Origin of the sequence: Paenibacillus nanchangensis (assembly GCF_046543445.1) — a bacterium.
Classification (GTDB): domain Bacteria; phylum Bacillota; class Bacilli; order Paenibacillales; family Paenibacillaceae; genus Paenibacillus_AQ; species Paenibacillus_AQ nanchangensis.
In genome coordinates this window covers 183,928-203,687 of sequence record NZ_JBHOFD010000007.1, presented here as the reverse complement: position 1 = coordinate 203,687, position 19,760 = coordinate 183,928, and the positions used below count along the sequence as shown (strand labels likewise).

Below are 19,760 nucleotides of genomic sequence, written 5' to 3'. Positions count from 1 at the left end.
GATTGCCCGCGCGGCAGGCGTGATGAGAATTCGGTGGCAGCAAGGCAGTCTGAAATACAGAAAAAAACACAGGCCGGTTAGGGAGCTATCCCCAACCGGCCTGTGGTCTTTATTTCAGCACTCTTCCTTGGACAAGAATATACTGCAGTGTTTCCCGCACTCCGTTAATTATGCCCGGATTAAATGTCCATGAGCTTTCGACTATCCCATCCTTTTTAACAAACGGCCGCGGCCGGTTTTTATTATCGAATTGTGCTGATTCGCCAAAGATAAAATACGGATGCACATCTTCTTGTCCCTCTGCGATATCCCTCCCCGAGATATTTTTTGACTTTAACGTCACTTTATTTTTTGCCGCGTCGTAGCTGTAAGACACCGGAAGAAAGGCATTGGAATCAGCAGCAGGTAAGGATACAAAACGGTCAAGCTCCTCCCAGTTTTTAACCTTGGAGGTTTGCATCAAGCGTTCCCCTCTCAGGGTGTATAATTTATCCGCTTGATTCCATTCGCTTTTAATCCCGAAATTCTGAATGAACGAAAAAAAAGGGATGAAACCTTCCGGCCCATTGGCCGATCTAATATTCGATTTAAAAGAGAGAAGAGGTGAAACCCTTGGAACTTAGTGAGGAAAACATACGGTTAGCCATAGCCGGAGATCGTGAGGCCTTTGTTGAATTGATGAAACAGACGGAACTGCAGCTCTATCAAACTGCCTGGGCGATCGTCAAAAGACCGGAAGATTGTGATGATGCCATGCAGGAGGCGATCTTAAAAGCATTCAGATCGATTCATACTTTGCGGGAGCCTTCTTATTTCAAAACATGGATCTTTCGAATTTTAATCAATGAATGTCTAAAAATCCTGGAGAGAAACAAAAGAACCGTGGCCATCAGCGATACAACGCTATTCGGCGGTTCGCAAAGCAATGAATATTCTGCAGTGGATTTACGGGATGCGGTGGACCGTCTCGACGAAAATCTAATGATTGTGGTTGTCCTCCATTACTACCAGGATATGAGTATCAATCAAATAGCCAACATTTTGCAGCTGACGCCGGCTGCCGTAAAAACACGGCTATTTCGCGCTCGTCAAAAGCTGCAGCAGTCTTATAAAGATCAGCAAGATCAGAAGGAGGGAAAAATAAGCTATGGAACAGTTTACTGAGGAATTATCAAAATTGCGTTCCCGGCAGCCTAATCAACTGCCCCAAAATACGCGTCAAAGATTGGATAAAACCTATCAAATGATTATGGAACAAGATATGGGCAAAACAAATCATCAAAGAGGGGCTGTTATTAATATGAAAATGGTAAAAAGACTTGGACTTACCGCCGCAGCAACGTTTGTATTGGGAGGAGCCGTTATCGGTTCGGGCTTTGTATCTCCGGCCATGGCGGCAACCTTGGAGAACCTTCCTTTGATTGGAGGTATATTCAAAAGTGAGGACCCAAGCCTTCGCTTAGCCGCCGAAAAGGGACTTCTGTCCACCCCAAATGAAAGTGTGACGCACGATGGCATCACCCTGAAGGTGTCGGAAGCTTATTACGATGGAAATCGTTTAAGCGTATCGATCATCCGCGAAGGAGTGGAGCTGCAGGATGTCATGATGCCTTGGAGAACCATCGATAAAAGCGAGAAAGTAAAAGGTTATATCGACTGGCGTTCCAGTATGGAAGCCATCGTTGACGGCAAGCCGGTGAGCGGGTTGGCGATCGACAGCGGGGAAGTTCCCAATCAGAAAAACGCCTTTATTTTCAACGTAAGAAAAGGACTCGAGGAGGCCAATCTTCCAGACCAATTTGAGTTGACGCTAGTAGCCAAAGTTACACAGGTGGATGAACCTTTCGAACTTAAAATCCCGATTGCCAAAGTTCAGCCAACTCTTTCCGTTCAGCCGGAAAAAACCATGAGCAAAGGCGATTTCAGTTATACGGTTAAACAGGTTCAGCTTACTCCCGGCTCCACCAAAGTGGTTATCGACAGTAAAGGTACCGTCCCCGTGACTGAGAAACAAACGGGCGAGTACGCGGCCAGCAAAATGTATTTTGATATTGTAGATGATAACGGAAATCCAATCGAACAAATTCTGCTCCCGTTCTATCAAGAAGCGCCAAAAGATCAATATCATGATGAAGAGCTGTACAGCCCGTTCAAAACGACACCAAAGTCTATTACGGTCAGACCCTATACCTATACGGTCAAAAAATCGGACTGGACGGTAGCCGGAGAAAAAGAAAAAACCTATCATGAAGATTTGGAAATGACGATTCAATTGAGCAATAAATAATTTGGGAGGAGCTAAACATCATGAGCAGCAAACGAATACAAAGCAAAATTGCCGCGGTCCTGCTTGTCGCTTCGTTTTTAACCGCAGGCGGACCAGCCTTGTCCAATACGGTTTCGGCTACTGCGGCGAAACAAGAATCCGCTTCTACACAAAGTCTTTTTGCATGGGCCAAAGAAGATGCGGGTCTCTTAAAAGCGGCAAAACAAGGAGCCGTAAAGGTTCAAAATCAAAAAGTGACCAAGGATGGCATCACATTAAAGTTGACCGATTATCTTTATGACGGAGCCAGAGTTTCGTTCGCTTTGCAAAGAGAGGGTAACGATCTTGAAGCAACGCTGGATGATTTGGTCAATTCTGATAAAAAAGGAGTTTTGCTGTATTCCGAGGTTTATGTCAACGGAAAAAAACAGGAGCAGAGTTCTTACGGAAGATTGTCGATGAAAGACGGTAACAGTTTGGTGATCTCTTTTAATGACCAATCCAGTAAAGGTCCACGAACCGTGTTTCTTCCCAACCAATTTGAACTTACGGTCAAAGCTTACGTATCGGGCGTGAAAGATCCCTTCACCTTCAAAGTGCCGGTCAAAAAACAAGCTGCACAAAATACAGTTTTAAATAAAGCCGTTGTTAAGAAGACAGGGAATTTGAGCTATACCGTGAAACGCGTAGAGCTGACGCCTTATTCGAGCCGGTTAGAGATCATTGCGCAAGGCTCTCATAAGCTGGTCAAGGACTTAAACTACTTAAGATTCGATATCGCGGACAATAAGGGAACGATACGGACCCCTTTGCTGCAGACATGGGATGGCGTCGTTAAAAATCAACGCTACTTCGATATGACCTACGCTTCCTTTGCAGCCGCTCCCAGCTCTGTTGTGGTGAAACCGTATAGCTTAGAAACAGACGGCAAGGGGGCTCCGAAGAAGGTTTATCTGCAAGATTCGGAACTCACTCTTTCCATAAAAAAATAAGACGATTGCGGACCAGCAAAGAGGCCCCCCCAATAGTCAATATGATATGCTCCCCATAAAGTAGACAGGTGAAGTAATACAACCCTGTTGCTGTATGGGGAGCATGTTTTAATGATATACAGGCGTCTTGCTCTCGTTTTCTTCGGGTTCGCTGGATAAACCAAGCGTCCGCGAGGTGGACCGCTGAATCTGGCGCATCAGCTCCGGATTCTGAAGCAGCGATACCCCGTAGGCAGGAATCATCTCTTTAATCTTCGGCTCCCACGCCTTCAGATGCTGCGGGAAGCACTTGCCGACCACTTCAAGCATGACGGAGACCGCGGTGGAAGCCCCCGGAGAAGCCCCAAGCAGCGCGGCGATCGAGCCGTCTGCGGCACTGATGACCTCGGTTCCAAACTGCAGGGTGCCTTTACCGGCAGCGGTGTCCTTAATAATTTGCACGCGCTGCCCCGCCACCACCAGCTCCCAATCCTCGCTTTTTGCGTTTGGCACGAACTCGCGCAGAGCCTCCATCCGCTGCTCTTTGGAGAGCATCACTTGCTGGATCAGGTATTTGGTCAGCGGCATGTTTTTGCCGCCTGCCGCCAGCATAGTGGTAAGGTTGTTGGGTTTGACCGAGGTGATTAAATCGAACATGGAGCCAAATTTCAGGAATTTGGGCGAAAAGCCGGCAAACGGCCCAAAAAACAACGACTCCTTCTTGTCGATCACCCGGGTGTCCAAATGCGGCACCGACATTGGCGGCGCGCCAACCGCAGCTTTACCGTACACCTTGGCATGATGCTGCGAGACAATTTCCGGCTTGTGGCAGACCATAAACAAGCCGCTTACCGGGAATCCGCCGATGCCCCTTCCTTCGGGGATGCCGGATTTTTGCAGCAAATGCAGACTGCCGCCTCCGCCGCCGATGAAGACAAAATCGGCCGTGTGCCGTTCGACGGCCCCGCTCTGGATATTCCGCACCTTCAGCGTCCATCCGCCGTCCGCAGATCGCTTGATATCTTCCACCTGATGATTAAACCGCATCTCGACATCCTGGCTTTTCAGCTGGTCAAACAAAATGCGCGTTAAGGCGCCAAAGTTGACATCTGTGCCGGAGTCAATTCTAGTTGCAGCGATCGGCTGATCCAATTTGCGGTCCTGCATCATCAGCGGGATCCATTTTTTCAGCTGTTCCGGTTCGTCGGAAAATTCCATTCCTTCAAACAACGGATGATTTGAGAGCGCTTTAAATCGTCTTTTCAGAAAATCGACATCCCGCTCTCCTTGGACAAAGCTCATATGGGGAACCGGTACAATAAAATCCCGCGGGTCCCGAATCCGCCCGCTTTCCACCAGATAAGACCAAAATTGCTTGGAAAATTGATACTCTTCGTTAACTTTGACCGCTTTGCTGATATCAATAGATCCGTCAGGCTGCTCGACGGTATAATTCAGCTCACACAGCGACGAATGCCCCGTCCCCGCGTTATTCCATTCGTTGGAGCTTTCTTCTCCCGCTCCTGCACGCCGCTCGAACACCTTGATGCTCCAGTCCGGCGCTAATTCCTTTAGCAGTGATCCCAGCGTTGCACTCATGATTCCGGCACCAATTAAAATAACGTCTGTTTTCGTTTGTCGGTTACTCATGTTTACCGTCCCTTTACCCTACGATTTGGCAGGAAGGATGCAGGCGCTCCTGCTTAGGCGCCAAAGCAAGCCAGCGCGCGAACGAGTCACACACTTAATATTTGGACCAATCTTGTTCCTAGTTTAACACTATTGCTTGTAAATTTTAATATTTATCTAATTTTTTGTGTAAGAGTATAAATAACATTATAGGTTTCGTCATGGCTTTTTTTGTCCGGGACACCCGTTTGCTGTTTTGTTGAAATTGGAGTTCGCCTCATAACATTGTATGTTCCCCTGCTCTAAATGCTTCCGCGTCGCGGCATAAGGCATGTACGGGGACCCTCGTCCACCGGTTCCGCCTTGAGAAAAACGAAAAAGGAGCGGCTCAAACCCGCTCCTCCCTCTTTTGCAGACACCTGACCCGCGTTGAACGGAGCCGCATCCTCTCTATGCTTGTATTGCACTCTCTATGCTTGTGTTGCAGGGCCAAACAATTACCGCAGCCGCCTCTACAGCAGCTCGCGTCTCAATTCTTCCGCCGATTTGGGCGACAGGTAGGAGAACGGAACATCAAATACGGTTTTGGCGCCGGATTGTCCTTCATTGCTCATACGGTATACTGCTCTGGCATACGCCACAAGCACGCTGGCCGTAAATTCCGGATTGCTCTCCAGCTTCAGGCCGAACTCCATGATCTGCCGTTTGCCCTGCCCGGTAACGCCGCTCCGGATGACAAACCCGCCATGCGGCATTTCTCCGTGCTCCTGCTTCAGCTGCTCTTCGGTGATAAACGTGACGGTCGTATCGTAATCGGCAAAATAGTTCGGCATCGTCACAATCGCTTCGCGGATCGCCTCCTGGTCGGCATTCTCCTCCGCGACCACAAAGCATTGACGCAGGTGCTTCTCACGGGTCGTCAGCTCCGGGGTTTCACCGGAACGGATGCGCTCGATAACTTCTTCGACCGGAACGGTGTACTGCACGCCGGCTTTTACGCCGGGCACACGCCGGATCGCATCGGAATGCCCTTGGCTGACGCCTTTTCCCCAGAACGTATAGTCCGTTCCTTCAGGCAGGATCGACTGGGCCAGCAGGCGGTTCAGCGAGAACAGGCCCGGGTCCCAGCCGGTGGAAATTACGCTGACTTTGCCGTTTTCCTTGGCCGCAGCATCTACCGCGCCAAAAAACTCAGGGATTTTGGCATGTGTATCGAAGCTGTCTACAGTATTGAACAAGCGGGCCATCGCCGGCGTTTGTTCAGGCAGGTCGGTAGCCGATCCGCCGCACATCAGCATCACGTCAATTTGGCCGACATAACGCTCCGCTGCGGAAATATGCTCAAATTTCACTCCAGCTTGTCCGGAGACCAGCTGGTCCGGTTGTCTGCGCGTAAACACGGCAACTAATTCGAAATCCGGGTTTTGTGCGATTGCCTGCTGAACGCCTTTTCCAAGGTTACCGTAACCTACAATTCCAACTTTAATTGCCATGGGGAAGTTAATCTCCTTCTCATCATTGTTTATGTACCTCTGTCCCATTATAACAAAGGATGTAAGGATTAAACCAGGCGGCTCCGCAAAAAAGAAGACTGCCCATGTTCGAGCAGCCTTCCCTACAATATTCATTCAACTGCTCCGCTCCTGGTCACGGATACACCGTCACAATTACCCCGTCGATGTTGTTGCCGGACAGCGTATAACGCCGGTCCTCCGGGACCTGTACGGAGGTTTTTTTGCGGATAGGGTAGTAGGAGACCTCGTAAGCTTCACCGTTTACCCGGGTTGAAAAGGTTCCTTTGTCTTTCAGGAAGCTCAGGTATTCTTCCAAAGTGAAGTTGTTCTCCTGCATGATCGCGCTGTGCGGCAGGCCAACATAACGAAAATGCCAGGGTTCGTACTGAATGCCGGTGATCTCCGTCTTGTCTTCGGGATAACGCAGAATAAATCCGTGCCGCCAGGCGTTTTTCTTCAGCCATTTGCCTTCCGGAGCTTCGCCCATTTCCCCTTCAGACGAACCGATATCCAGCGACAGCCCCAGATTATGTTCACTGTATCCGGCCGGAAGCGCGTAGTCGCCCCCTCTCTCCTTGTAAAGCTGCTCCTGCTCTTCGGCATCCCGATAACCGCTGCTGATTAAAAAATGACGCACTCCGTCCTTCTCCGCCGCCGCAACCATTGTGCCGAATTTGTCCGCTACCTCTTCAGACAGCCGGATCGTGTTATTTAACAGACCATAACCCTGCACCAGATCCTGGCGCTGGAACAGGTTGACCACGTCGGATTTGATCCCATGTTCATGCACCGGGTATTTTTTGTTTACCAGCAGCAGATCTCCTTGATAAATCTGATCCGCTGTCACCTGGATAGCGGAGCTGCCGGTCCGGAGCGAGGATTCTTCGATCCGTCCATCTCCTCCCGTCTCCCCGCCCAGGGAGTCTTGAAATTGATAGATGGCCGCGGCACCCAGCACAAACAGGATGACAAGCCAAAAACCCCGCTTCTTCATCATCAGTTCCTCCTTACCATTCCTGCCTACAGGGTAAGAAAAAATTGTTAAAAAGAAGTGGGGGAAATCTTAAGTTTTTTTAAAGTTGCGGCAGCCGCACCTCAAACACCGTACGGATGACATCGCTTTGTACGGTAATGGTTCCGCTATGCTGCTCCACTATATTTTTGGCGATAAAGAGGCCGAGACCCGTGCTTCCCTCTTGATGCGTCCTGGCTTTATCCCCGGTATAAAACATCTCAAACAGCTGGGGCAGCTCCTCCGCAGGAATCTCGTGGCCGTAGTTGATCACTTGAACCACCGCTTTTTCGCCCTCCGCCTGACAGCGTATATCGACAAACTGGCCGTCTTTCCCGTACCGGGCCGCATTGGTCAGCAGATTCTCGAAGACACGCGCCAGCAGTTCCCCGTCCGCCACAACCGGAAGCTGCGGGGGGACCGTCAGCCTTGCGGATAAGCCGTTTTTTTCAAATACAGGATACAGCTCTTCGTTCAATTGAGTCAGCAGCTCGCTTAGATCCAGTGTATTTTTTTCGACGGTCAGCTTGCCGTAGTTCATGCGGGTGATTTCAAACAATTCGTCGATCAGCTTCTCCAGCCGCCGTGATTTGGTGAATGCAATGGTCGTGTAGTGCTTTACCTGTTCCTTCGTCAACTCGTCATCCTTCAGAATAAAATCCAGATAACCCAACACCGAAGTCAGCGGCGTACGCAAATCATGGGCCAGGTTCAGGATCAGCCGGTCCTTGCTGCTTTCGGCAAAATCCCCCCGCTCCACCGCCTGCCGCAGCTTGTCGCCGGCAAGATGAATGTCGGCCGCAATGTCGCCGAACTCGTCGCCCGGGGGCACATTTACACGGCTGTCGAAATCGCCTTCGGCAAGACGGCGGATGCCTGCTGAAATCTCGTTGAAATACCGGGCATACGGCTTCGTGAGCAGGAAAAAAAACAAAATGGCCAGCGGGATAAACACAATTAAAAAGAAATTTAAATCACCGAATTCCCGGATCATCCGGCGGTATTCCGCTAAAGGGTCCTCCCTCCGGACTCCTTGGTAGTACCACTGCAGCACTTTGTAGAGCGTGTAGGTGATCGCCCCGGAAATCAGCATGCTGAGGCCCAGCAGTGAAATCATCCGGAACCGGAAACTGCGCATCATTTTAGCCATTAAACGTGTACCCCACGCCCCAGACGGTTTTGATCCATTTATTTTTGCCCGCTTCTTCGCCCAGCTTCTTCCGGAGGGTGCGGATATGCACCATCACCGTATTCCCGCCTTCGTAGTAAGCGTCGCCCCATACCTTCTGAAAAATATTGTCGGCGCTGAACACTTTTTTGGGATGGCTGGCCAGCAGGTAAAGAATATCGAACTCCTTCGGCGTCAGCTCAACGTTGTTCCCGTAGCGTGTAACCGTACGTTTGTCGGGGTCGATGCTTAACCCTCCCGCTTCCACGACGGCGGGCAGGTCTGCCGCCGGCTGGTTCAGCTGCGTGAATCGGCGCAGCTGCGCATTCACCCGGGCGACCAGCTCCATCGGGTTAAACGGCTTGGTCATATAATCGTCGGCGCCCATGACGAGGCCGGTTATTTTATCCAGATCGGACGTCTTGGCACTGAGAAAAATAATCGGCATTCTGTACTGCTCCCGAATCTGCCGGGTCACCTCATAGCCGTCCAGCCCGGGCATCATAATATCCAGAATGACCAGATCGACCGGCCGCTCCCGGACCGCCCGCAGCGCTTCTTTGCCGTCCGGCACTATGATGGGCTGATAGCCCTCCTTCTCCAAATGCAGACCAATCAGATCCGCAATTTCCCGTTCGTCGTCCGCAATCAGAATTGTGGCGCCTTTCATGGTTTCCTCGCTCCTCCAAGATGGCTTGCCTGTGCCAGCGCAGAATTTGCAGCCGCTTCTCATTCTAACGGCATAACGCCCTATGGTCCAGACGGGCTCCTACGAACCAAACGGCCGGAGCAGCCCGCTCCATAATCCGATCGTCTTCCCGCAGGAAAGGCAATCAGTTGTCCCTGCCAGATAAGGAAGCTGCCTGACCAGCGTCTGCTCACCGGCAGCCTTGGCCCGCTCATCCAGAATGCGGAGTTCCTCCGTTTCCAGCCGATCCGCCGGAATGATCGGATGCGGTTCCTGATTCCGATCCCAGACGGGGTCGCTCTCATACACCACAAGCACGCCAGAGGCCGGGTCATTCCCGGGCCAAACAATAATTTCTTCCCCGCAGTTCGTACATTCCGGCAAATACTCATCTCCCGTAATGTAGGTCATCAGCATATTGGCAAGCGGGGTTTCTCCCCGGTATGCGGCGTCGGCGGCGAGAAGATACCGTGTTTCGGAAAGGTCCGTTATACCCTCGGCTGTATAAGAAAACACGGACGCTGTGAGTTCTTTTAGCCGGGATAAAGCGTCCATATACTCACGGTACAGTTTCCTACACACGGAACTGCCCGCCGTGTCCTCCAGTTCAGCCCAGGAAGCCGGATAAGGCGATGCCTCCCGCTCTTCCCGGCTGGCTTCTATTACTCCGCAGTTAATATACAGTTCTTTGCGGGCTTCAGGATCGGATGTCGTGCAGGCCAATTGCGCAAGGTACGGCATTGCCGCGTAGCTGGCAGTATAAATAGTGGATTGATGAAACAGGTAATTATAAAAAAGCTCATCCATCCGCTCCTGGCTGTACTCCTCCATTAGCTGCCGCAGAATTATAGACGCCCCCGCGGCCGAACCATAAGGCCCCCGCAGCATCCCCCAGATTTCGCTGTCCCACTGGAGCATACGCTTCCCCCCCATTCCTTTAACTCAATCGTTCTCTAATGATTTGTACCAGCGCCGCCTTCTCCTCTCCGGATATCCATTCCGTAAGCCTTGCAGCCGCCACCGGCACAATCCAGCGCTCAATATCCTGGACCTGGAGGCCGGAAAGCGTGAGGTATTCCTGCAAATAAGCTTCCCTCCATATATTCCGTAACCGGTCAAGCGCCTGGGCGGCTGCCACTGGCGCCTCTTCCGGCAATGTTCCGCAGCGGAGCAGCAGCAGTGTACGGGCGACATCGCCCGCCGGATTGCCGGTCATTCCTGTCATCCAATCTATAACCCGGGTGCGGGCTCCCCTAATTACATTTTCGGGGTGAAAATCCCCATGGCATAGGCGGCTGCCCTCAGGCAGATCCTCCATGTATGTAATGATTTGTTCTTTCTCTTTAGCGGAAAGCAGCGGAGCATTGCAGATGTTGCCGGCCAGCGCGTGTTTCTGTCTCATTATTGATGCGGCGGAAGTCTGTATTTCCACTGCTTCGGGTTCGCTGCTGTGAATGCTGTAATGAAGACCGGCAAAGCTTAGGATGATGCGGTACAGCTCCTCCGGCGATTGGGCCGCCGCGGCCAGGTGAAGCAGCGTCGTCCCTTCTATGCGTTCATACACAATTCCCTGCCTGCCCTCAAACTCGATCCTCTCGTAGACTTCCGGCGCGGAAATACCCAGCTGAACCACAAGCCGGTTTATTTCGTATTCATACCGCACCGCTTCCTGCGGAAACCCGTCCCTATAAAGCTTCAAAATTCTGCCTGGCTTGTATGTAAAAATTTCGGCTGTCCGGCCTTCGGCAATTTTCTGCAAAGCATTCTCTCCTTATCCCCCCGCCTTAGCTTCCTTCTCTATTATGCGAAATTAACAGGAGAATGAGAATAAAAATAGTTAGAAGTTCATCTACCGTCCGTTAGGAATTACGCTGTACAGCCTCTTCAGTACAAACAAATCGCTTTACTCGAAGACCATACGGCAATTGGCGTACTGTTCGTGTTGTCCCGCTCCAGGAAATATTAATTTTACTGGTAGCTTGGTTCGATACCAAGCTATAATCGAATCTGTAAGCACATTCTGTTTTTGAATAGGAGCGTACAAATGCAGGTTACCATTAAAGTACCAGAATACTCTGTAAAGAAGCAGACTGTTTTAACTATGGATTTAAGCTCTAGCAATAACCTGAGTAAAACATTTCCCCTTCTTACTATCGATAAAGAAAGCTATATTGTGGAACTTGAACTGCTCGACCTGTTTCTATCCCATGATGAGCAGCTAATTAACCTCCAAGTGGGGAAATATAGTTCCATTTCCTGGAATATTAAAGCTCTGGTTGATATGAACCACGATTATAAGAAGGTGTACCAGGGAAGAATAAGCGGCTTTCCATGGAAGCCGCCCACCTATACTAATCGCAAGGGACAAATAATCATCCAGAACGATTGCTGGATTGGAACTGGAGCAACGATAATGGGGGGCGTCACCATGCACAACGGGGCCGTAGTAGCAGCAAACTCGGTGGTTACCAAAGACGTACCTCCTTATGGGATTGTTGCAGGAAACCCGGCGCGGATCGTAGGTTACCGGTTTTCTTCTGAACAGATTGACGCGCTCCAAACAATAGCATGGTGGAACTGGAGCGATGAAAAGATTCTCAAAAATCAAAAGAGCTTGAATTCCAGTGTCGCTCAATTTATTCATGAGCACATTGATGAGGCTAAGGAAAACTGGCATGCATTACATGGCTTAGAAGCTCCCCGAGTCGCGCCAAACCTTCCAAGCTATTTGTTTTTTGTAGATTTAGACAGCGAATTTTCGATCTGCGAAAAAGTGATTTCTGAATTTGCCAGCAAGTTCCCTAATGGGGGAGCTGAATTAATCTTATACATAAATGAAGACACATCGGCTGAAATTCTGCCGCTGCTTCACAACATTTTTGAAAAATATGATAATTATGATTGTGTTGTCAATCTTTTAAGCGGTTATAGTCATGATGAGAGGATTGTTTTTAAAAGCGCTGATTTTTATATCACGAATAGAAGCTTAAAGAATATACACCGGATGTGCATTGCTAATCTGCTGGATGTCACCTGCATATCCGGCTTTGATTCCATAATCTTCAAGCCGCCAATGGCATAAGGAAACCTAAGATGCTATATGTCCTTGCAGAACTTGATCCAGATATTCGTTTCACAACCACGTCTGCCATCCGAAATATGACCTGCGGAGATGACAAACTATACATACTGAGAGAAAGAATGCCTAAGAACGGGAAGGAGTTTGTACTAGCTGGGATGATTATTTCCACAATCTCGGTACACGAATACGCCGCTGATTATGAGATTTGATAAGATCGCACACCGTTTAGAACGTCAGCGGCTGAGAATCGCGGCGGCGGCAGAAGAAAGCGGCAAAAATACAGCCGGCCGGCTTAATGCCGGTCGGCTTGTTAACGGTCCATGCATAATAAGGCGGGGTTGTTCTCCTAATATAGAGACACACGCTTATGTATGGCCTTATGTATTACACACCAATCCTAACGTTCCCCTATAGCCTGCTCAATCCGTTTATCCGGTACAAACCAGATCACGGCAACCAATACAAAAAAGAAGCCGGATATCCAGGTGCTCACATACGCGGTTAACACCGCAATCAGATAAAGCAGCGGGGAGAGTTTGATTTTCCAATCCTTCCCCATCGCCGCGGCAAAAGCAGAATCGCCGGCATGCTGCCTGATGATGGCCAGCTGGAGCAGACGGTATGCTAACGCCGCAATCAGCAGCACAATGCCGTATAAGGCCGTCGGTGTAGCGGCAAAACGGCTTTCGCCCATCCAGGCGGTCGTAAACGGGATAAGTGACAACCAGAATAGCAGCAGCAGGTTGAGCCACATTAACCGCCCGTTCATCGTCCGGACCATATGGAGCAGGTGATGATGATTGTTCCAGTAGATGCCGACATACACAAAACTGAAGATGTAGCTAAGCACTTTTGGTCCAAGCTCAAGTAACGCATGCCAATCGTGCCCTTCCGGCACCTGGAATTCGAGCACCATAATGGTAATGATGATCGCCAGCACGCCATCGCTGAATGCTTCCATCCGGTTCGCTTTCAAATGGCCCTCTCCTTCCCGCTTTCCGCTAGTAGTTTAGCCTATTCGGCATCAGTAGACTCACACAAACCGCTCTCCCTGTCAAGAAAAACTTTCTATTTAAATATGGACCGGGCTCGGGACTGCTTCCTAATTGGATAACTTGTCGCCCGTTTTTATCCTAATCGCTAATAGTCTATGAAAACGCATCTGATTTTGTGGGTAGCCGCAAAAATCAATATTGGGTAGAATGACGCGTAAGGGGACTGACTAAAAGGAGGTTCAAGCATGTCTGAAACAATCCAATATCCATTCCAGGACACTTCACTGCCGCTGGAGAAACGGGTACAAGACCTGGTTTCCCGGTTTACGCTTGATGAAAAAGTGGGGCTGATGATTCAATATCAAACCGCCGTTGAGCGGCTTGGCGTGAAAGCGTATAAACACGGGACGGAAGCGGCCCATGGTATGGCGTGGCTGGGTGAAGCCACCGGATACCCGCAGCCGATTGGCCTGGGGTGCACGTGGGATACGGAGCTGATGCGGAAAATTGGCAGCGCTATCGGAGACGAAGCGAGAGGCTTCTACAAACGCAATCCGGAAATCAACGGACTTACGCTGTGGGCGCCAACTGTCGACATGGAGCGGGACCCGCGCTGGGGCCGGACCGAAGAAGCGTACGGCGAAGATCCGATCCTGGCCGGTAAACTGGCGGCTGCGCTTGTGCAAGGAATTCAAGGCGACCATCCAAAATATTTGAAAGCGGTTGCTACCCTGAAGCATTTTATCGCCAACAATAATGAAGCAGGACGGGGCGACAAGTCGGTCAGTATTGACCCGCGCAATATGCGCGAATATTATTTGAAGGCTTTTGAAATCCCGTTCAAAGAAGGCGGCGCCCAGTCGATGATGACGGCTTACAATGCCGTGAACGGCGTGCCGGCCAATCTTTTGCCGGAAGTTAATGAAATTGTTAAAAAAGAGTGGGGTATGGACGGCTTTGTCGTCAGCGATGCGTTTGACGTGTCCGGCACGGTACGCGACCATCGCTACCTGGAGACGCACAAAGAAGCGGTTGCCCGTTCGGTAAAAGAAGGCGGTATCGACAGCATCACCGACGACGGCGAGCTGATTAAGCAGGCGCTCCGGGAGGCGCTGGAGGAAGGGCTGCTCACCGAAGCAGACCTGGATGCTGCGCTCCATAACACCTTCCGCGTACGCTTCCGTCTGGGCGAGTTCGACCCGGAGGAAGATAATCCTTACGCGGCGATTGGCGAAGAAGCGATTCTGCACCCCGAGCATGCGAAGCTGTCGCGTGAAGCGGCAGGCAAAGCGGTTGTGCTGCTGAAAAACGAAGGCGGCATACTGCCGCTTAAGGCCGACAAGCTGAAAAAAGCCGCTGTGATCGGGCCGCTGGGCGGCACCGTCTACCGCGACTGGTACAGCGGCTCCCTGCCTTACGCAGTAACACCGCTGCAGGGCATTCAGGAGAAGCTGGAGGCGCATGGCGGCCAAACGGTCTTTTCCGGCGGAACAGACCGCGTCAGACTTAAGGCCAAGCGCAACGGGCAATACGTCCGGGTGCAGGACGGTGAACAGGCGGAGCTTGCAGCAGCCGGTAAGGCCGAAGACCAGGCCGATATTTTTGAAGTTACCGATTGGGGCTGGAACAGCCACACACTTATCGCAGAGCAAAATGGCCGTTACCTGACTACGGATGACCGGATCGTAAAAGCTTCGGCAGACCGGATCTGGGAGTGGTTCACCAAAGAGGTATTCCTCGTCCGTCCTGCGGCGGAAGGAAGCGGAACGGTGACCTTCTCCACATGGAACGATACGCCCGTAACCGTAAGTCCGGACACCGGGGAGCTGCTTGCCGGTAAAGGCAGCGCGGAAGAAACGGCCAATGAAATTAACGTAGCCGGTGCGGCATCCGTGACCGGCGGCGAAGAAGAAATCAGCGCCGATGTTTTTGAGGTGGAAACGGTGACGGATAAGTTCCAGGCGGCGAAGGAAGCTGCCGCTGAAGCGGATCTGGCCGTGGTGTTTGTCGGCAATCACCCGCTGATCAACGGCAAAGAGACGGTCGACCGTCCGGATATCACACTGCCGGAATCACAGGAGCGGCTGATTCAGGAAGTGCTGTCCGTTAATCCAAACACGATCGTCGTTGTAGTGGGCAGTTACCCTTACGCACTGAACTGGGCGGACAGCCACGTGCCGGCAATTTTGTACAGCACCCATGCCGGACAGGAGCTGGGGCATGCCATCGCCGACGTACTTTTTGGCGAGGTTAACCCGGCCGGCCGGTTGAATATGACCTGGTACAAGTCGGCCAGTCAGCTGCCTGAATTTATGGACTACGACATTATTAAAGGCGGCAGAACGTACCGTTATTTTGAAGGCGATGTGCTGTATCCGTTTGGACATGGGTTATCCTACAGCAAGTTCCGTTACGACGGGGTAACGCTGGACCGGAAGCAGGCGACTGCGGAAGAAGGACAAGAGATTGAAGTGACCGTACGGGTAACGAACATATCCGATACCGCGGGAGAAGAAGTGGTGCAGCTGTACGGACATGCTGAGCAATCCCGCGTGAAGCGTCCGGTGAAACAGCTGCTTGCGTTCCGCCGGGTCCCGGTGCAGCCCGGATCGTCGGTAGATGTGCGCTTCAAGCTGCCTCTCTCCGAGCTGGCAATCTGGGATGTCACCCGGGACCGCTTTTGCATTGAGCCCGGCACCTTCCTCCTTATGGCGGGCCCTTCTTCGGCGGAGCTGCCGGTAAGCGCGGCACTTGAAGTGACGGGCGAACCGATTCCGCCGCGCGACTTGTCCCGGGCGGTGAAGGCGATCAACTACGACGCCTATGCAGGCGTCCTGATCGGCGAATGCCGGGAGGGCGGCAGCGCCGTGGAAGTCGCGGGCGGCACCGGCTGGATCGCCTTCCGGGATGCCGAATTCGGCGCAGGCGCGGCTGCAGTGAAGCTCCGCATGGCCAGCCAGACGGCGGCTTCGGCCGAGCTCCGGCTGCAGCGCCCGGACGGTCCGCTGGCGGGCCGGGTGGAGCTGGAGGCTGGCGGCGCTCAAGATTGGCGGGACTATACCGCCGAGGTGAGCGGCGTCCACGGCCGCCAGGACGTGTACATTATCATAAATGGGACAGCTGCTGTTAGTACCATTCAAATTTTGTAGGCAGGATGAGGACCGGGTTCCCTAAGGGGGATCCGGTTTCTTTTTTTAATACAGTCTCTTTATTTAGATTGATTCGCTTTAGATTGATTCGCTTTAGATTGGTTCGCTTTAGATTTGATTCGCTTTATTCATATATGTTCGCCTCCCTTGTTGTTTCATGAACCCGCTGGTCCCGATTTCCGCCATTTGTTATGATGATTGGGTACCTAAAATGCGGTAAGGAGAATGCTTCAATGAAAATCAATGTACTTGATAAAGGGTATGTCCGGCTTGTCGATCATATGGGCGGGGATTTGTCTGTGGTCAACAGCGCCAGAGTGTCTTACGCAAAAGAATCCAAAGAACTCACTCCCGGCGATGTCAAGCTGATTCAGTTTCTTGCCAGGGAAAGTCACATGTCCCCCTTCCGCCACGCTACGGTTCAATTCGAGGTTTATGCGCCGCTTATGGTGGCAAGACAGCATTGGAAATATGTCGTCGGCAGCGACCATACGATGGACGCCTGGAACGAAGCATCCCGCAGATACATTACAATTGATGTGGAAAATTACGTCCCGAATCCTGTGGATTGGCGCAGTAAACCCGCGAATTCCAAGCAGGGCAGCGGCGATCCGGTTGATGAAGAAATCGGCCGTGAAGCCACAGCCCGGCTGCTCCGCCAAATCGAGCAGGGACTGCAGGACTACGAGTGGGCATTGGAAAATGACATCGCTCCTGAACAGGCACGCCTGTTAATTCCATCCGCTTACGGAATGTATACGGCGTATTATTGGACTGCCTCCCTTCAGTCCGTCTGCCATTTTCTGAATCAAAGGCTCGCCCACGATTCCCAATATGAAATTCAGCAATACGCAAAAGCCGTGTATGAGCTGATCACGCCATTGTTCCCGGTATCGATCAAGGAGCTGCTTAAGTCATAATGCTCCTTGCCATGGGGGGCTGAGAGACTGAAGTGCACGCGAATCCACGAACTGAGGGGCCTTGGGGTACCCGCGTGGGCTTGTGCCGAATTCTATAAACCGAGGTGGCGAAAAGTGATAGACCTGCAGTTGCTGTACAACGAATATCTGAACCAAAAATTCAGCCGGGGATTGCCGTCTACACCCCTAGACCGTTTTGAGTACAGCCCATGTGAAGGTGGCGGGGCAGAATTGTTTTTCGCAGGCGAAACAGAGGAGGCCTTCAGCGGTTGGATCTCTGAATTACAGCCAAGAGACCCCAATTACACCGCTAGTCCCGACTGGGAACCTGTACTCTTGTCCTCTTTTCCCCAAATGGATGTATATGATGAGCTTATATGCTACTATTTGCTGTTTACACTGAATTCGACGACATCTGTGGCCAAGATCTACCCGTATAATGCGATGAATGATTTTATGAAAAATTACGGTTTCCTTCAGCTGACCCACCTGGCCGATTCCGTCACCTTGGACGATGAACAAAGGTGTCAGCTGAGAGACTTCTTCTGGTTTTTTTACCTGTATGCTCATCCGGTGAATGGAGATACCCTTTATGCCTTTTCCTTTAGCGGACAAAACTTGATCCATACAAAAACCGGCATCAATATGGAACGTTATGTTTCCGTCTATCACGACTACTACAGAGATAATGTGGAGAAGGTTAGCGGTTCAGTCAACCTGTCATCGGAGGACATTAACGCTTGCAAGAACCTCACCTTACAGCTGCTGGGGCACATAGAAGGAAAAATGGGGAGGCTCATCCTCCCGCCGGAGGCCAGGGTGGAGCCTGTCCTGGAGCTGATTAACAATGTGGACGGCATGATCCATGCTTACGCGAACGATAAAGCCGCGGTGTTTGAGGTAATGCGGAGCTGCCTGCCGGACCACCGTTCCACTCCCTATCACCTTCACTGTTTCAGTACACTGCTGCAGAATTATGTGTGTTATATCTTGTTTTTTAACTTCGATGAGGTCAATCATCTGGTGGACTATTTCAAGGGTGATCCAGCAGTATGCGGCGTTATCCTCAATAAAATGTTCGCCGACACGATCTTCATCCAGCGGATGATGAGGCTGCACCACATTGACATCAGATCCTACCCGAAGGTCACCGAATATTTCGGCGAACGGGCTAAAGGCATTTATTTGTAATCCCTTTTGCTCCGCATTGCCCGGGCCGTAAGGAGGCGAATCAGATGAAAAGCAAGTTAAGAAATCTGACGATTGAAGGACAAGCTTATGTTTATTGGTATACAAGCGGACACAGATTCAGTTTAAACCTCTCTCCCAAAAACAATAAAAACATCAAAATCACTTTGATTTTTCAGGCAGACCCGCCGGATGAAGACCCTTATACGTTGTGGGCCTTCTATGATATTACGGCGGTAAGAGACGGCCTGCAGACCACTATTCATTTGGGCAAGCCCAAGCATATTGCACAGATTCTCTCCTATTTAAAAAAGGAACGGCCTGCCTGGTTTACTCAAGAGCAACCTCACGTTATGAAGCATGCATGGGATCTGCTGCAAGAGATGGGGTATTCCCAGCTAAAACCGGTTTGGGTCGGGGAATGGTAGTTTGTTCAGCGTGAGCCGGAATCTTAGAACCGCATGCTTTCTCTCCAACCGCCTCGCCTAAGTTCCGGAATAATTTTCAGGCCATCCGTCAGCTGCCCCTGACCACCAGCCTCCTGCCACATATACTTTAGAAGGCAGACAGGACAAGGAGGCTACAACGTGACAAAGGCGGCCAGAGCGGCTAGATCGAAGGACCGGCTCACCATCATCATTAAAAAAGGAAACCGGCGTATGCAGGTAAGCACCCCGGTTTCCAGTATCGACAGGTTTGTTTTCATTTTGAACCGGCAGTTCACCAACGCGCCGAACACTACCCAAATCTCAAGCGGGGCCGGGCGGAGCAGTGCAGCCGGGAACAATGCGGCCATTAATTCTCCGAACACCCGCCAGCAGCAGAGTGTGGGCGCGGGAGGAACCGCCCGCAACAAAGGAGTAAACAACAAAGGGGCAAAAGGCTTGCGGTATGCCAAACCTCTGCCGGTCCGCACTAAGCGTAGCGGCAAACACGTGGTCATTGTGGTCAATGATCAGGTGGTCAAACTGCCCAAGGGGCAGCAGACGGCATCGGCGACCCAAGTCGCAACCGGCGCCGGCACCTACAGCACCGGGGGAACCAACTCGGCGATCGAGAGCAGGGGGACCAGGCAGCAGCATGCTGTAGGTGGAGGCGGAACCGCCGCTAACAAATGGACCCGCAGCAGTAAGAAAAAACGGCCCGCCAAAACAAGACGGACTCCAAGCCGCCGCTAG

At 51.3% G+C, this 19,760-nt stretch carries 18 protein-coding genes; 9 read left to right on the top strand and 9 right to left on the bottom strand.

Features of this window, described 5'->3' with window-relative positions; genetic code table 11:
- Positions 1-109 precede the first annotated feature (109 nt).
- Entirely contained in the window at positions 110-460 is a 351-nt protein-coding gene (locus ACE6ED_RS07725) for a hypothetical protein (RefSeq protein ID WP_410826518.1), read from the bottom strand.
- Between the two features lie 152 nt (positions 461-612).
- On the opposite strand from ACE6ED_RS07725, the gene ACE6ED_RS07720 reads away from it, so the two are divergent.
- The 3 genes from ACE6ED_RS07720 to ACE6ED_RS07710 are packed head-to-tail and all read left to right on the top strand — an operon-like array spanning position 613 to position 3,258.
- On the top strand, positions 613-1,164 hold the full coding sequence (locus ACE6ED_RS07720) for a sigma-70 family RNA polymerase sigma factor (protein WP_410826517.1): 552 nt from the start codon (positions 613-615) through the stop codon (positions 1,162-1,164).
- A complete protein-coding gene (locus ACE6ED_RS07715) occupies positions 1,148-2,287 on the top strand; it encodes a DUF4179 domain-containing protein (RefSeq protein WP_410826516.1) in 1,140 nt (379 codons plus the stop codon). Before ACE6ED_RS07720 ends, ACE6ED_RS07715 begins: the two co-directional genes overlap by 17 nt.
- Before the next feature lie 20 nt (positions 2,288-2,307).
- On the top strand, positions 2,308-3,258 hold the full coding sequence (locus ACE6ED_RS07710; RefSeq protein WP_410826515.1) for a DUF4179 domain-containing protein: 951 nt from the start codon (positions 2,308-2,310) through the stop codon (positions 3,256-3,258).
- A gap of 108 nt (positions 3,259-3,366) precedes the next feature.
- On the opposite strand, the gene ACE6ED_RS07705 is transcribed toward ACE6ED_RS07710, so the two are convergent.
- The 7 genes from ACE6ED_RS07705 to ACE6ED_RS07675 all read right to left on the bottom strand — a co-directional run bounded on the left by ACE6ED_RS07705 (position 3,367) and on the right by ACE6ED_RS07675 (position 11,007).
- Positions 3,367-4,887 (bottom strand): malate:quinone oxidoreductase, encoded by a 1,521-nt coding sequence (locus tag ACE6ED_RS07705; RefSeq protein WP_410826514.1) that lies wholly within the window; start codon positions 4,885-4,887, stop codon positions 3,367-3,369.
- A 491-nt stretch (positions 4,888-5,378) separates the two neighbouring features.
- Positions 5,379-6,359 carry a diaminopimelate dehydrogenase gene (locus ACE6ED_RS07700; RefSeq protein ID WP_410826513.1) on the bottom strand — a complete coding sequence of 327 codons (981 nt, stop codon included), beginning with the start codon at positions 6,357-6,359 and terminating at the stop codon, positions 5,379-5,381.
- Between the two features lie 154 nt (positions 6,360-6,513).
- Positions 6,514-7,374 carry a M15 family metallopeptidase gene (locus ACE6ED_RS07695; protein ID WP_410826538.1) on the bottom strand — a complete coding sequence of 287 codons (861 nt, stop codon included), beginning with the start codon at positions 7,372-7,374 and terminating at the stop codon, positions 6,514-6,516.
- Between the two features lie 79 nt (positions 7,375-7,453).
- Complete coding sequence (locus ACE6ED_RS07690) at positions 7,454-8,542, bottom strand: HAMP domain-containing sensor histidine kinase (RefSeq protein WP_410826512.1); 1,089 nt, start codon at positions 8,540-8,542, stop codon at positions 7,454-7,456.
- Positions 8,535-9,230 carry a response regulator transcription factor gene (locus tag ACE6ED_RS07685; protein ID WP_410826511.1) on the bottom strand — a complete coding sequence of 232 codons (696 nt, stop codon included), beginning with the start codon at positions 9,228-9,230 and terminating at the stop codon, positions 8,535-8,537. Before ACE6ED_RS07685 ends, ACE6ED_RS07690 begins: the two co-directional genes overlap by 8 nt.
- Positions 9,231-9,329: 99 nt before the next feature.
- Positions 9,330-10,166, bottom strand: coding sequence for a hypothetical protein (locus tag ACE6ED_RS07680; RefSeq protein ID WP_410826510.1), 837 nt, complete (start codon positions 10,164-10,166; stop codon positions 9,330-9,332).
- Between the two features lie 19 nt (positions 10,167-10,185).
- Positions 10,186-11,007, bottom strand: a complete 822-nt coding sequence (locus ACE6ED_RS07675; RefSeq protein WP_410826509.1) for a phosphotransferase family protein — start codon at positions 11,005-11,007, stop codon at positions 10,186-10,188.
- Between the two features lie 285 nt (positions 11,008-11,292).
- Between ACE6ED_RS07675 and ACE6ED_RS07670 the strand changes: the two genes are divergently transcribed.
- Entirely contained in the window at positions 11,293-12,330 is a 1,038-nt protein-coding gene (locus ACE6ED_RS07670) for a CatB-related O-acetyltransferase (RefSeq protein WP_410826508.1), read from the top strand.
- Positions 12,331-12,727: 397 nt separating this feature from the next.
- Here the strand turns inward: ACE6ED_RS07670 and ACE6ED_RS07665 are convergent, their stop codons facing one another.
- Positions 12,728-13,306: a TMEM175 family protein gene (locus ACE6ED_RS07665; protein WP_410826507.1), complete on the bottom strand. Its 579-nt coding sequence runs from the start codon at positions 13,304-13,306 to the stop codon at positions 12,728-12,730.
- A gap of 264 nt (positions 13,307-13,570) precedes the next feature.
- Between ACE6ED_RS07665 and ACE6ED_RS07660 the strand changes: the two genes are divergently transcribed.
- The 5 genes from ACE6ED_RS07660 to ACE6ED_RS07640 all read left to right on the top strand — a co-directional run bounded on the left by ACE6ED_RS07660 (position 13,571) and on the right by ACE6ED_RS07640 (position 19,760).
- Positions 13,571-16,474 (top strand): glycoside hydrolase family 3 C-terminal domain-containing protein, encoded by a 2,904-nt coding sequence (locus ACE6ED_RS07660; RefSeq protein WP_410826506.1) that lies wholly within the window; start codon positions 13,571-13,573, stop codon positions 16,472-16,474.
- Positions 16,475-16,707: 233 nt separating this feature from the next.
- Positions 16,708-17,394, top strand: a complete 687-nt coding sequence (thyX, locus tag ACE6ED_RS07655) for an FAD-dependent thymidylate synthase (protein ID WP_410826505.1) — start codon at positions 16,708-16,710, stop codon at positions 17,392-17,394.
- Positions 17,395-17,508: 114 nt separating this feature from the next.
- Positions 17,509-18,585 carry a hypothetical protein gene (locus tag ACE6ED_RS07650; protein ID WP_410826504.1) on the top strand — a complete coding sequence of 359 codons (1,077 nt, stop codon included), beginning with the start codon at positions 17,509-17,511 and terminating at the stop codon, positions 18,583-18,585.
- 44 nt (positions 18,586-18,629) lie between these two features.
- Positions 18,630-19,010, top strand: coding sequence for a hypothetical protein (locus tag ACE6ED_RS07645; protein ID WP_410826503.1), 381 nt, complete (start codon positions 18,630-18,632; stop codon positions 19,008-19,010).
- A 231-nt stretch (positions 19,011-19,241) separates the two neighbouring features.
- Positions 19,242-19,760, top strand: a complete 519-nt coding sequence (locus ACE6ED_RS07640; protein ID WP_410826537.1) for a hypothetical protein — start codon at positions 19,242-19,244, stop codon at positions 19,758-19,760.

What these genes read in the sequence shown, in the direction of transcription:
- ACE6ED_RS07725 (WP_410826518.1), bottom strand. Translation starts at nt 460, where the DNA reads ATGCAAACCTCCAAGGTTAAAAACTGGGAGGAGCTTGACCGTTTTGTA.
- ACE6ED_RS07715 (WP_410826516.1), top strand. Translation starts at nt 1,148, where the DNA reads ATGGAACAGTTTACTGAGGAATTATCAAAATTGCGTTCCCGGCAGCCT.
- ACE6ED_RS07710 (WP_410826515.1), top strand. Translation starts at nt 2,308, where the DNA reads ATGAGCAGCAAACGAATACAAAGCAAAATTGCCGCGGTCCTGCTTGTC.
- ACE6ED_RS07705 (WP_410826514.1), bottom strand. Translation starts at nt 4,887, where the DNA reads ATGAGTAACCGACAAACGAAAACAGACGTTATTTTAATTGGTGCCGGA.
- ACE6ED_RS07700 (WP_410826513.1), bottom strand. Translation starts at nt 6,359, where the DNA reads ATGGCAATTAAAGTTGGAATTGTAGGTTACGGTAACCTTGGAAAAGGC.
- ACE6ED_RS07695 (WP_410826538.1), bottom strand. Translation starts at nt 7,374, where the DNA reads ATGAAGAAGCGGGGTTTTTGGCTTGTCATCCTGTTTGTGCTGGGTGCC.
- ACE6ED_RS07690 (WP_410826512.1), bottom strand. Translation starts at nt 8,542, where the DNA reads ATGGCTAAAATGATGCGCAGTTTCCGGTTCCGGATGATTTCACTGCTG.
- ACE6ED_RS07685 (WP_410826511.1), bottom strand. Translation starts at nt 9,230, where the DNA reads ATGAAAGGCGCCACAATTCTGATTGCGGACGACGAACGGGAAATTGCG.
- ACE6ED_RS07680 (WP_410826510.1), bottom strand. Translation starts at nt 10,166, where the DNA reads ATGCTCCAGTGGGACAGCGAAATCTGGGGGATGCTGCGGGGGCCTTAT.
- ACE6ED_RS07670 (WP_410826508.1), top strand. Translation starts at nt 11,293, where the DNA reads ATGCAGGTTACCATTAAAGTACCAGAATACTCTGTAAAGAAGCAGACT.
- ACE6ED_RS07660 (WP_410826506.1), top strand. Translation starts at nt 13,571, where the DNA reads ATGTCTGAAACAATCCAATATCCATTCCAGGACACTTCACTGCCGCTG.
- thyX (WP_410826505.1), top strand. Translation starts at nt 16,708, where the DNA reads ATGAAAATCAATGTACTTGATAAAGGGTATGTCCGGCTTGTCGATCAT.
- ACE6ED_RS07645 (WP_410826503.1), top strand. Translation starts at nt 18,630, where the DNA reads ATGAAAAGCAAGTTAAGAAATCTGACGATTGAAGGACAAGCTTATGTT.
- ACE6ED_RS07640 (WP_410826537.1), top strand. Translation starts at nt 19,242, where the DNA reads ATGCAGGTAAGCACCCCGGTTTCCAGTATCGACAGGTTTGTTTTCATT.